The following is an 11927-nucleotide window of genomic DNA, read 5'->3' on the forward strand; positions in this document are numbered from 1 at the left end:
GTGGCCATGGACGCCAGTCAGGATGTGCGACTGCCGCAACGCCATGTCGTGCCCGCCCACCTTAGCGTGGTGGTAGGGCTCGGCCTTTCGGGGATGGCGATCTGTCGTCATCTCAAGCGTGAAGGCCGCGATTTCATGGTGGTGGATACCCGCGAGGCGCCGCCGGGACTCGACGTCTTCCTTGCGGACTTTCCGGGGGTGCCGGTGCGCCTGGGGCCGCTCGATGGATTGGTGCTGGACGACGCGCGGGAGGTGATCCTGAGCCCCGGCATCGACCCCCATCAGGCGTGCTTCGAGGCGCCGGCCAGGCGCATCGATCCGGATACCGGCGAGCCCCGTCTGGTGGGTGAGATCGCGCTGTTCCGGCGGGCCTGTCGCGCGCCGCTGGCGGCCATCACCGGTGCCAACGCCAAGTCCACCGTCACCACCCTGGTCGGCGAGATGGCCCGCGAGGCGGGGCGGCGGGTGGCCGTGGGGGGTAACCTCGGTACCCCGGCGCTGGACCTGCTGGTGCAGGAACCCGAGGCGGATCTCTTTGTGCTGGAGCTGTCCAGCTTTCAGCTCGAGACGACCCCGTGTCTGGGGGCCGACAGTGCCGCCTTCCTGAACCTCAGCGAGGACCACCTTGATCGCCACGGCGACATGGCCGGCTATCGCCGCGCCAAGCTCGCGATCTTTCGTGGTGCCAGGCACGCGGTGGTCAACGCCGAGGACCCCCTGACCTGGCCGGACGAGGCGTTGCCTGCACTGTCGCGCTTTGGCGTGACGGCCCCGCAATCCGGCGACGACTGGGGCGTGGTGGAGCACCAGGGCGAGCCCTGGTTCTTCCACGCGGACCAACCGCTGTTGCCGGTGGCTCGCATGCGCCAGAGCGGTCGTCACCACCAGGCCAATGCGCTGGCCGCCCTGGCCATGGGCCAGCGTCTGGGTTTTCCGCTGGAGTCCATGGCCCGGGTGCTCGAACGTTTCAGCGGGCTTGCCCACCGCAGCGAGTGGCTCGCCACCATCGACGACGTCGACTGGATCAACGACTCCAAGGGCACCAATGTGGGCGCGACCCTGGCCGCCATCGCCGGACTCGGCCCGACCCTGGATGGGCGTCTGGTACTGCTGGCCGGCGGTGTCGGCAAGGGTGCCGATTTCTCGCCGCTGGCCGCCCCGCTGTCGCGCTACGCCCGTGAGGTGGTGCTGTTCGGCCGCGACGCCGAGGCGCTGGCCCAGGCCCTGAAGGGAGCGGTCGCCATCACCCGCGTCGACGATCTGGACGCCGCCATGTGTCGCGCACGGGAGGTGGCCAGGCCCGGTGATGCGGTGCTGCTGTCACCGGCCTGCGCCAGCCTCGATCAGTTCGTCAACTATCAGGCCAGGGGAGACGCCTTTCGCGCCTGGGTGCAGGACCTTTCCAGCGGAGCCAAGCCATGAGTCGTCTCGCCCGATCTCGCCAGCGCCTCGGTGCCCTGCGCGAGCGTCTTTCCACCCGCGACCATGCCTTCGATGGCTGGCTGGTGGTGGCTACTCTGTCGCTTCTGCTGATCGGCTGGGTGATGGTGACGTCGGCCTCCACCGAGGTGGCGTCGAGCCTGACCGGCAACGCCTGGTACTTCAGTATTCGCCACGGCATCTTCGTGCTGGGCGGGTTGACCGTGGGGTGCCTGGCGCTGCGCGTCCCCCTGGCCTGGTGGAAGGCCAATGGCCCGCTGCTGCTGGTGGTGGGACTGGTGCTGCTGTTGCTGGTGCTGCTGGTGGGGCGCGAGGTCAACGGCAGCCGCCGCTGGCTGTCGATCCCCGGGGTGCCCTTCAATCTACAGGCCTCGGAGGTCGCCAAGCTCTGCTTGATCGCTTACATGGCGGGCTATCTGGAGCGCTTTCTGCCACAGGTCAGGCGTCAGTGGGGGGCCTTTCTGCGCCCCTTGGTAGTGGTCGGAGTGGTGGCCGTGCTGCTGATCCTCGAGCCCGACTACGGCGGTGTGGTGGTCATGACCAGCTGCGTCATGGGCATGTTGCTGATGGCCGGGGCGCCCTGGGGGCGCTTTCTGCTGTTGTTCGTGCTGGTGGGAACCCTGGGTGCCATCCTGGCGGTGGCCGAACCTTACCGCATGGCGAGACTGACAAGTTTCATCGATCCCTGGGCGGACCAGTTCGCCAGCGGTTACCAGCTGACCCAGGCGCTGATCGCCTTCGGTCGCGGCCACTTGATCGGCATGGGCCTCGGCAACAGCGTACAGAAGCTGTTCTACCTGCCGGAGGCCCACACCGACTTTGTCTTTGCGGTGCTCGCCGAAGAGCTCGGTATGGTCGGCGCGATCGCCGTGGTCGGCCTGTTCGCACTGCTGGTGTGGCGGGCCATGGCGGTAGGGCGTCGGGCCGAGCTTGCGAGGCTGCCGTTTGCCGCCTACCTGAGCTATGGCATCGCCCTGGTGATCGGCGCCCAGGCCTTTATCAACATCGCGGTGAGTACCGGCATGTTGCCGACCAAGGGGTTGACCCTGCCGCTGTTGTCCTACGGTGGGTCGAGCCTGGTGGTGAGCTGTATCATGGTGGCGTTGTTGCTGCGGGTGGACATCGAGACGCGCGAGCGCCAGCGTCGGCAGTCGCCGGCGGCGCGGCGTGACCAGGCCCGCGAAGCGCCCAGGAGAACCAAGGCTGCAGGAGTGAAGCCGTGAGTGACACACAGGGAAGGCGAGCGCTGATCATGGCCGGCGGCACCGGGGGGCACGTCATCCCGGCGCTGTCGCTGGCCAGGGGATTGCAGCAGCAGGGCGTCGAGGTGGCGTGGCTGGGTAGTCCCAGAGGTATCGAGAATCGCCTGGTGCCCGAGGCCGGCATAGTGCTTCACCAGATCGCCATCAGCGGCCTCAGGGGCAACGGTCTGGCGGGCTGGCTCAAGGCGCCGGTGCGCCTTGGGCGCGCCGTGTGCCAGGCGAGAAGCGTGATTCGCGAGTTCGACCCACAGCTGGTGGTCGGGCTCGGAGGCTTTGCCAGCGGTCCCGGCGGGCTTGCCGCCCGACTGTGCGGCAGACCGCTGGTCATCCACGAGCAGAACGCCGTGGCCGGGCTGACCAATCGTGCACTGTCGCACCTGGCCAAGCGAGTCTACGCCGCCTTTCCCCAGGCCTTCGGTGGCCGCGCCGAGGTCGTCGGCAATCCGGTCAGGGATGACATCGCCGCCCTTGGCGAGCATGCACGTGTGGCCGACCAGATGCGCGGACGACGCCTTCGTCTGCTGGTGGTCGGTGGCTCCCTGGGGGCGCTGGCGCTCAACCAGCAGATGCCCAGAGCGCTGGCCGAGCTACCCCCCGAGTCGCGTCCCGAGGTGCGCCACCAGGCCGGTAGAGACAAGGACCAGGCGACCCGCGAGGGCTATCAGGCTGCCGGCGTTGACGCCGAGGTCAGCGACTTTATCGCAGATATGGCCGACGCCTACGATTGGGCGGATCTGGTGGTCTGTCGCTCCGGCGCGCTGACCGTGGCGGAGCTGGCGGCGGCGGCCAAGCCGGCGCTGTTCGTACCTTTCCCCCACGCCGTGGATGATCATCAGACGGCCAACGCCCAGGCGCTGGTCGGTGCCGGTGCCGCGGCGCTTATTCAGCAGCGTGACATGAATCCGACGTCCCTGGCCGAGCGCCTGGGGACCTTGCTTGAGCCCGACACCCTGGCGGCCATGGCGAGCAAGGCAAGGGCCGAGGCCCACCTTGACGCTGTGGAACGGCTGGTGGCGGGCTGTATGGAGACAGGTTTTGAGTAATTCGACCCAAGGGCCGGTCCCCGGCCAACTGAGCTCATCCGCTGCCACCAGGCCCGGTCTCGGCATGCGGCGCATTCGTCGTATCCACTTCGTCGGCATCGGCGGCGCCGGCATGTGCGGCATCGCCGAGGTGCTGGCCAATCAGGGCTACCAGGTCAGCGGCAGCGATCTGCGTCATTCGTCGGTGGTGGCGCGACTCGAACAGTGCGGCGCCCAGGTGTTCATCGGACACGCTGCCGAGCACGCCGCCGGTGCCGATGTGGTGGTGGTATCCACCGCCGTGGACGCGGACAACCCGGAGCTTGTGTGGGCCCACGAGCATCGCGTGCCGGTGGTACGTCGCGCCGAGATGCTGGCCGAGCTGATGCGCTTCCGTCACGGCATCGCCGTGGCCGGGACCCATGGCAAGACCACCACCACCAGCCTGACCGCCACTCTTCTGGGTGAGGGCGGGCTGGACCCGACCTTCGTCATCGGCGGCAAGCTGACCAGCGCCGGCACCAACGCCCAGCTGGGGCAGGGCGACTACCTGGTGGCCGAGGCGGACGAGTCCGATGCCTCCTTTCTGCACCTGCAGCCAATGGTCAGCATCGTCACCAATATCGATGCCGACCATATGAGCACCTATGGTGGCGACTTCGAGCGTCTCAAGCACACCTTCATCGAGTTTCTGCATAACCTGCCGTTCTACGGTCTGGCGATACTGTGCATCGATGACGACAACGTGCGTGGCCTGCTCGACCGCATCAATCGCCAGTTCGTCACCTATGGCTTCTCCGACGACGCCGACTATCGCATCGAGAACTTCACCCAGAGTGCCGGCGAAGTCCGCTTTACCGCAGTGCGGCCCGGCAACCTCGAGGATCTCGATGTCAGTCTGGCCATGCCGGGCCGTCACAATGCGCTCAATGCGCTGGCGGCGATCGCCGTGGCCAGCGACGCCGGGGTCGACGCCGAGGCGATTCTGCGGGGACTCGCGAGCTTTGCCGGGGTTGGCCGTCGCTTCCAGGTACACGGTCACTTCGCCGCGCCGAACGGTGAAGGTGAGGTGATGCTGGTGGACGACTATGGTCACCACCCCCGCGAGGTGGAGATGGTCATCAAGGCGGTGCGCGATGGCTGGTCCGAGCGCCGGCTGGTGATGGTCTACCAGCCTCATCGCTACTCACGCACGCGCGATCTCTATGAGGACTTCGTCAGGGTGCTGTCTGGCGTCGATACGCTGGTACTGCTCGACGTCTACAGTGCCGGCGAAGCCGCGCTGCCCGGCGCCGATGGTCGCAGCCTGGCGGGTTCCATCCGTCAGCGTGGCGAAGTCGATCCGATCTTCGCCCAGGACAAGGCGGAATTGCCGGCGCTGCTGGCCAAGGTGCTCAGACCCGGCGATATCCTGATTACCCAGGGCGCCGGTGACGTGGGTGGCATCTCCCAGCGTCTGGCGGATGCCCAGCTTCAGTTCGACGAGGTGATCCTGTGACACGACAAGTACAGTCCTACGGCCATGTGGTGGTCATCTACGGTGGCCATAGCGCCGAACGAGAAGTGTCGCTGAACAGCGGTGCCGCCGTGCTGGCGGCGTGTCAGCGCCAGGGCCTTGAAGTGACCGGCTATGACCTTGCCGAGGGCGGCGTCGCCGGGCTGCAGGCGCTGAACCCCGATCTGGTGTTCATTGCCTTGCACGGCAGGGGAGGGGAGGACGGCTGTCTGCAGGGGGCCCTTGAGCTGGCGGGAATCCCCTATACCGGCAGCGGTGTTCTGGCCTCGGCGCTGGGCATGGACAAGCTCAGGACCAAGGCGCTGTGGCAGACCCTGGGTCTGCCGACGCCCGAGAGCGTGCTGCTGTCGCCCGAAGCCGACTGGAACGAGGTGGCCGACCGACTGGGTCTGCCGCTGGTGGTCAAGCCGGTCCATGAGGGTTCGACCATCGGCATCAGCATCGTCAACAGCCGTGATGAACTCGAAACCGCCTATCGTGAGGCCGCCACCTTCGATACTCGGGTGATGGCCGAGCGTTTTGTGTCGGGAGACGAATTTACCTTGTCGGTACTTGGCGACAGCGCGCTGCCGGCCATTCGCGTCGAGGTGCCCAGCGGCTTCTACGACTACGAGGCCAAGTACCTGTCCAACGAGACGCTTTACCACCTGCCCTGTGGTCTGGATGCCGAGCAGGAGACCACGCTGGGCGAGCTGTGCCTGGCGGCGTTCGAGGCGGTGGGCTGTCAGGGCTGGGGCCGTGTCGATGTGATGCGCGACGCTGAAGGTCGGTTCTGGCTGCTCGAGGTCAATACCGTGCCCGGCATGACAGATCACAGTCTGGTGCCCCAGGCGGCGGCCCATGCCGGCATCGACTTCGACGAGCTGGTCCTGCGTATTCTCGATACCGCCAGGGAGCGCGGCTGAGATGGCCAGGCGCGGCACCTGGCTTGGCGTCGTGCTGCTGGCTGCCCTGGTGGGCGCCGGTGGCAAGGCGCTGTGGTTGTGGCTGGATCGGCCCATCGAGCGGGTGTCCATCGGTGGTGAGTTGCACCACGTGGACGCCAGCTACCTCAAGGGCCAGCTGGCGCCGCTGGTCAGGGGCCGGACCTGGCTGTCGGTGGACCTGGAAGCGCTGCGTGAGCAGGCATTGCAGGTGGGCTGGCTCAAGGAGGTGCGCATTCGTCGCGAGTGGCCCAATGCACTGACCTTCGAGCTCGAGGAGCAGCGCCCGGTGGCGCGCTGGAACGACGATCAACTGCTCAACGGCGATGGCGAGCCCTTTGTCTTTGCCCCGGTGGAGCCGCCCATGGGACTACCGGATATGGCGGGACCCGGTGGCGCCGGTCCCGAGGTGCTGGCCTACTTCGATGACCTGGGGCAGCGGCTGGACAAGATGGGGCTCGGGATCGACCAGCTACGTCTGGAAGCCCGCGGCGCCTGGCGCTTTCAGCTGGACAGCGGCGTCTGGATCATGCTCGGCCGTGGAGATCTGGACGCCCGCCTCGGGCGTCTCGAGGCGGCCTGGCGGCGTGAACTGGGTGAGGTCGCGTCGCACATTCGCTACATCGATCTGCGCTACCCCAACGGCGTCGCCGTGGCCTGGCATGGCGAGACGGAGCCGGTCGATGATGAGGCCGCGACTCGCGGTTAACGAAAAGACGGCATGGATCAGACGCGAGAACGGAATTATATGGCGACACTTTTCCGGCCATCGGCAAAGTTTTCTCGGTTTCTTTTGTTTAAATGTGTCCGTATCGTGGAATGAATGTACGCCCCGGGCTGGTCGAACAAGCGCTATTGTTCCTATAATCGTCCCAGGTTTTTTTATAACAGAGGCAGGTTCCGAGGTAACGGAATCCGTTCAAGGAGATTTCCCGGCTCATGGCAGGTCCATCCAACGTGTCCAATATGGTAGTCGGGCTGGATATCGGAACATCCAAGGTCGTCGCGATCGTGGGGCAACCCACCGACGATGGTGGTATCGAAATTGCCGGTATCGGCTCTCATCCCTCCCGTGGCATGAAGAAGGGAGTGGTGATCAATATCGAATCCACGGTCCAGTCGATTCAGCGTGCGGTTGAAGAAGCTGAGTTGATGGCCGGTTGCGACATACATTCGGTTTATGTGGGCATTGCCGGCAGTCATATCAGTTCCATGAATTCCGACGGGGTCGTGGCGATCAAGGAGCGCGAAGTTGCGCCTTCCGATATCGAGCGAGTGATCGACTCGGCGCGGGCCAGGGCCATTTCCGAAGGGCAGCGGGTGCTGCACGTGTTGCCCCAGGAGTTCGCCATCGACACCCAGGGCGGTATCCGTGAGCCGCTGGGCATGTCGGGTGTGCGTCTGGAGGCACGAGTTCATCTGGTGACCGCCGCACTCAACGCGGTACAGAACATCGAGAAGTGCGTGCGTCGCTGTGGGCTCGACGTCGACGCCATCATCCTCGAGCAGTTGGCTTCCAGTCATGCCGTGCTGACCGAGGATGAGCGTGAACTGGGCGTCTGCATGGTCGACATCGGCGGGGGCACTACCGATATCGCGGTATTCACCGAGGGCGCCATCCGCCACACTGCGGTGATACCCATCGCCGGTGACCAGGTCACCAACGATATCGCCATGGCGCTGCGTACCCCGGCTCAGTATGCCGAGGAGATCAAGGTCAAGTACGCCTGTGCGCTGACCCAGCTGGCTTCCAGCGACGAAATGATCAAGGTACCGAGTGTCGGCGACCGTCCCGCCAGAGACCTGTCTCGACAGTCGCTGGCCGAAGTGGTCGAGCCGCGTTACGAGGAATTGTTCACCCTGGTGCGCGACGAACTGCGCCGCAGCGGCTTTGAGGATCTGGTCGCCGCAGGGGTGGTGTTGACCGGTGGCACATCACGCATGGAAGGTGTGGTGGAGCTTGCCGAAGAGATATTTCACATGCCGGTCAGGGTCGCTTGTCCGCAGAATGTGAGGGGCCTGGCTGACGTGGTGCGAAATCCGATTTATTCGACGGGTGTCGGTTTGTTACATTACGCTCTACATGAGGCCCGTCAGGGTCGTGTCCACCAGGGGCAGGGTGGCACCATCTCGTCGCAATCGAGACGCGAGGACGTCTCCCGGCGTGGACCAGAGGAAAGGACTCCGGCGCTGGAAAAGATCAAAGGCTGGTTCAAAGGAAATTTCTGAAAGGGCCGCACAAGCGGCTCAGGAGACGGGGCAAATGTTCGAAGTCGTAGATAGCGCGCCCTCAAGCAGCGCGGTCATAAAGGTCATCGGCGTCGGTGGCGGCGGCGGCAATGCCGTCAATCACATGGTCGAGAGCAGCATCGAAGGGGTGGAGTTCATCTGCGCCAATACCGATGCCCAGGCGCTCAAGCGCGTCTCCGCCAAGACCGTGTTGCAGCTCGGCAGCGAGATCACCAAGGGGCTTGGCGCCGGTGCCAACCCCGAAGTGGGTCGTCAGGCCGCGATGGAAGATCGTGAGCGGATCGCCGAGTTGCTCGGTGGCGCCGACATGGTCTTCATCACCGCCGGCATGGGTGGTGGTACCGGCACCGGCGGGGCACCGGTGGTCGCCCAGGTCGCCAAGGAGCTGGGCATCCTGACCGTCGCGGTGGTCACCCGCCCGTTCCCCTTCGAAGGCCCCAAGCGCATGCGCGCAGCGGAAGAGGGCATGAAGGAGCTGTCCGAGCATGTCGACTCGCTGATCACCATTCCCAACGAGAAGCTTCTGTCCGTGCTTGGCAAGAGCGCGACACTGCTGACTGCCTTCAGCGCCGCCAATGACGTCCTGCTGGGTGCCGTTCAGGGTATCGCCGAGCTGATCACCAGCCCGGGCATCATCAACGTCGACTTTGCCGACGTGCGCACCGTGATGTCAGAGATGGGCATGGCGATGATGGGCACCGGTGGTGCCACCGGCGAAAATCGCGCTCGCGAGGCCGCCGAGAAGGCGATCCGCAGCCCGCTGCTCGAGGATATCGATCTGCACGGCGCTCGCGGCATCCTGGTCAACATCACCGCTGGGCCGGATCTGTCGATCGGTGAGTTCAACGACGTCGGCGCCACGGTGCAGGAGTTCGCCTCCCAGGACGCCACCATCGTCGTGGGTACCTCCATCGACATGGATATGACCGACGAGCTGCGGGTCACCGTGGTCGCGGCGGGTCTCGACAATCAGGTGTCACGCCAGCAGAAGCCGGCGGCGCAGCAGCAGGTTCGTCGTCCCGAGGCGCGCCAGCGTCCTCAGCAGAGTGCGATCAATCGCGCCCAGGGCGGCGCCGGTGTGGCCGCAGCGAGCAAGCCAGAGGCGCAGGAATCACCGCGACCGCAGGCCGAGAAGCGCAAGTCTCAGGAGTTGGACGATTATCTCGATATTCCCGCCTTCCTGCGGCGTCAGGCGGACTGATCGAGAGCAGAGTGCGCGAAATTTCCGGGGTGCAGGGATCGAAAGGCGATGTTTTTTTGTTGAAACGTCCGTTTGGTGTTATAGTGAACGGTGTTTGATAACCAACGACTGCCTGGCGACTGCACAATGATCAGACAACGTACCCTCAAGAATGTCATCCGCGCCACGGGCGTGGGACTGCACTCCGGCAAGAAGGTCTACCTGACGCTTCGCCCCGCGCCGGTGGACACGGGCATTGTGTTCGTGCGCACCGACCTCGAGCCGGAGGTCCGCATTCCCGCCCAGGCGTTGAATGTGACCGACACCACTCTCTGCACCGCCCTGTCTCAGAATGGTGAGAAGGTCGCGACCGTGGAGCACCTGATGTCCGCTTTCGCGGGTCTCGGCATCGACAATGCCTACGTCGATGTGAGCGCGCCCGAAGTGCCGATCATGGACGGTAGTGCCGGACCCTTCGTGTTCCTGATCCAGTCCGCCGGGATCCAGGAGCAGAGCGCGGCCAAGAAGTTCATCCGCATCAAGCGTGAGATCAAGGTCAGCGAAGGCGACAAGGAAGCCGTCTTCCTGCCCCATCAGGGCTTCAAGGTCTCCTTTGCCATCGACTTCGATCACCCAGTGTTCGAGGACCAGAAGCAGACCGCCATGGTCGACTTCTCCACGACGTCCTTCGTCAAGGAGGTGTCTCGCGCGCGGACCTTCGGCTTCATGCGTGATCTCGAGTACCTGCGCTCGAACAACCTGGCGCTTGGTGGCAGCCTCGACAATGCCATCGTGGTGGACGACTACCGCATCGTGAACGACGGTGGTCTGCGCTACGACGACGAGTTCGTCAAGCACAAGGTGCTGGACGCCATCGGTGACCTTTACCAGCTCGGCCACAGCCTGATCGGCGAGTTCCGTGGCGTGAAGTCCGGCCATGCGCTGAACAACCAGCTGTGTCGTGCGCTCATCGAGCAGCCCGAGGCCTGGGAGATCGTGACCTACGAGAGCGAAGCCGAATCGGCGCCGATTTCCTACGCGGCACCGGCCATGGCGTGATGCGAGCCTCGGTGATGGCCAGGCCAAGGTTAGCCCCGCAGATCGCCAGTCTCCCGTAGCAACTTGTCTTCGGCCATCACTCGCATGAACGCCGCCCCTCGGGGCGGCGTTCTGCTGTCTGGGGTTTCATGTTCGCCTCATGTTCACGTCATGTTCGGCGTCGCCAAGCGGCGCGGGCAGGGTCGGGAGGCCGCGGCGATTCATGTGCGGGGAACGCCGATGGGGTTAGGCGTCGTCTTTCCCTGAAGGCGACTCGGCGTGGGCCGCCAGGCGCTCCAGGGCGCGCTTGAGTCGCGGATCCTCGACATCGGCGGCGCAGCTCGAGAGCTCGTCACCGGCCTGGGCGGGCAGGCGCCTTACCTGGCGCGGCGCCACCTTGGCCGGGCGCACCGGACGTACCTTGAGGTGGAAGCCGGTCACCGCCTGGAACTCCGGCAACTGGTGCAGGCAGTCGAGCAGACGCGGCTGTTCGTAGCGCAGACGGGTCAGCCAGGCTGCGCCGTCGGTGATCAGGGTCAGGCGGCCGTCACGGAAGCCACCGACAAACAGGTGTTCCGCCAGGGTGGGCGAGAGTTCATTGCGCAGATGCTCCTGAGCGCGCTCGATCAGGCGCGCCATGCGCATCAGTCCGCCCAGTTCGCCGCGGCCCTGAAGAAGCCCTGTCATGGACTGGGCGCGGAACCGCTTAACCTTTATACTCATGTGCTTGTGTCTTGGGATGCCCCAGGATCAATGAATTTGTTGCTCGGCGGCGTTCGTCTGTGGAACGCAGGTGTCATGGCCGTTTGCATGATGGCCGCTCGAGTGATGGGCAGCCGGCATGGCGCCGGCCCGAGACTAGCACGCCAGGGAGTTCCCCGACAGCATGACTGCCATCGACCCACATCGCTGCTGCCCCCGCGAGGCTCGTGCCCGTCGGGTGGCTAGATGGTGGTTGGCAGGGCTGCTGGTGGGCTGCCTGCTGCCGGCGAGCCTGAGCGCCGCCGAATCTCCCCGAGCCACCGAGCGACTGGTGCAGATCTGCATCATGGCGCCGGCGGTCATCCGGGCCCATACCATGCTCAAGGCCTGCCGCCATCGGCTGGCCCGACATCCCCTCAAGACCCTGCCCAAACCATCGTCCCCGACGGTGGCCTGGTCGGCGCCAATGCTGGTGCCGGTGGCCGCCCTCGACGTGGTGTCCCGCCGGGGTCCTCCTGACATCGCCTGAATTCGATGAAGCGTGACGGTCGCCAATGCCTGGCGGCCTCTTTTTCAGGTTCCAGATTTCAGGAA

At 65.2% G+C, this 11927-nt stretch carries 11 protein-coding genes; 10 read left to right on the plus strand and 1 reads right to left on the minus strand.

The window, feature by feature from the left end; genetic code table 11:
* Positions 1-6: 6 nt before the first annotated feature.
* The 9 genes from murD to lpxC all read left to right on the plus strand — a co-directional run bounded on the left by murD (position 7) and on the right by lpxC (position 10652).
* The gene (gene murD / locus KUV74_RS17425) at positions 7-1422 is read left to right on the plus strand and encodes a UDP-N-acetylmuramoyl-L-alanine--D-glutamate ligase (protein WP_222516963.1); all 1416 of its coding nucleotides are present in this window, start codon (positions 7-9) and stop codon (positions 1420-1422) included.
* Entirely contained in the window at positions 1419-2663 is a 1245-nt protein-coding gene (gene ftsW / locus KUV74_RS17430; protein WP_045993378.1) for a putative lipid II flippase FtsW, read from the plus strand. Before murD ends, ftsW begins: the two co-directional genes overlap by 4 nt.
* Positions 2664-2692: 29 nt before the next feature.
* The gene (murG, locus tag KUV74_RS17435; RefSeq protein ID WP_222517043.1) at positions 2693-3745 is read left to right on the plus strand and encodes an undecaprenyldiphospho-muramoylpentapeptide beta-N-acetylglucosaminyltransferase; all 1053 of its coding nucleotides are present in this window, start codon (positions 2693-2695) and stop codon (positions 3743-3745) included.
* 64 nt (positions 3746-3809) lie between these two features.
* The gene (gene murC / locus KUV74_RS17440) at positions 3810-5222 is read left to right on the plus strand and encodes a UDP-N-acetylmuramate--L-alanine ligase (protein ID WP_045993379.1); all 1413 of its coding nucleotides are present in this window, start codon (positions 3810-3812) and stop codon (positions 5220-5222) included.
* The gene (locus KUV74_RS17445) at positions 5219-6145 is read left to right on the plus strand and encodes a D-alanine--D-alanine ligase (RefSeq protein ID WP_222516964.1); all 927 of its coding nucleotides are present in this window, start codon (positions 5219-5221) and stop codon (positions 6143-6145) included. The genes murC and KUV74_RS17445 overlap by 4 nt, the downstream gene beginning before the upstream one ends.
* Before the next feature lies 1 nt (position 6146).
* On the plus strand, positions 6147-6872 hold the full coding sequence (locus KUV74_RS17450) for a cell division protein FtsQ/DivIB (protein ID WP_108132665.1): 726 nt from the start codon (positions 6147-6149) through the stop codon (positions 6870-6872).
* 230 nt (positions 6873-7102) lie between these two features.
* Positions 7103-8392, plus strand: a complete 1290-nt coding sequence (gene ftsA / locus KUV74_RS17455; RefSeq protein WP_045993382.1) for a cell division protein FtsA — start codon at positions 7103-7105, stop codon at positions 8390-8392.
* A gap of 34 nt (positions 8393-8426) precedes the next feature.
* Positions 8427-9614: a cell division protein FtsZ gene (ftsZ, locus tag KUV74_RS17460; RefSeq protein ID WP_045993383.1), complete on the plus strand. Its 1188-nt coding sequence runs from the start codon at positions 8427-8429 to the stop codon at positions 9612-9614.
* Positions 9615-9740: 126 nt separating this feature from the next.
* Positions 9741-10652 (plus strand): UDP-3-O-acyl-N-acetylglucosamine deacetylase, encoded by a 912-nt coding sequence (gene lpxC / locus KUV74_RS17465; protein WP_045993384.1) that lies wholly within the window; start codon positions 9741-9743, stop codon positions 10650-10652.
* Between the two features lie 225 nt (positions 10653-10877).
* Here the strand turns inward: lpxC and KUV74_RS17470 are convergent, their stop codons facing one another.
* The gene (locus KUV74_RS17470) at positions 10878-11354 is read right to left on the minus strand and encodes a DUF721 domain-containing protein (protein ID WP_045993385.1); all 477 of its coding nucleotides are present in this window, start codon (positions 11352-11354) and stop codon (positions 10878-10880) included.
* A gap of 163 nt (positions 11355-11517) precedes the next feature.
* On the opposite strand from KUV74_RS17470, the gene KUV74_RS17475 reads away from it, so the two are divergent.
* Positions 11518-11862 (plus strand): hypothetical protein, encoded by a 345-nt coding sequence (locus KUV74_RS17475; protein ID WP_222516965.1) that lies wholly within the window; start codon positions 11518-11520, stop codon positions 11860-11862.
* Positions 11863-11927 lie beyond the last annotated feature (65 nt).

The organism is Halomonas sp. DP1Y21-3 (assembly GCF_019801245.1).
Classification (GTDB): domain Bacteria; phylum Pseudomonadota; class Gammaproteobacteria; order Pseudomonadales; family Halomonadaceae; genus Halomonas; species Halomonas litopenaei.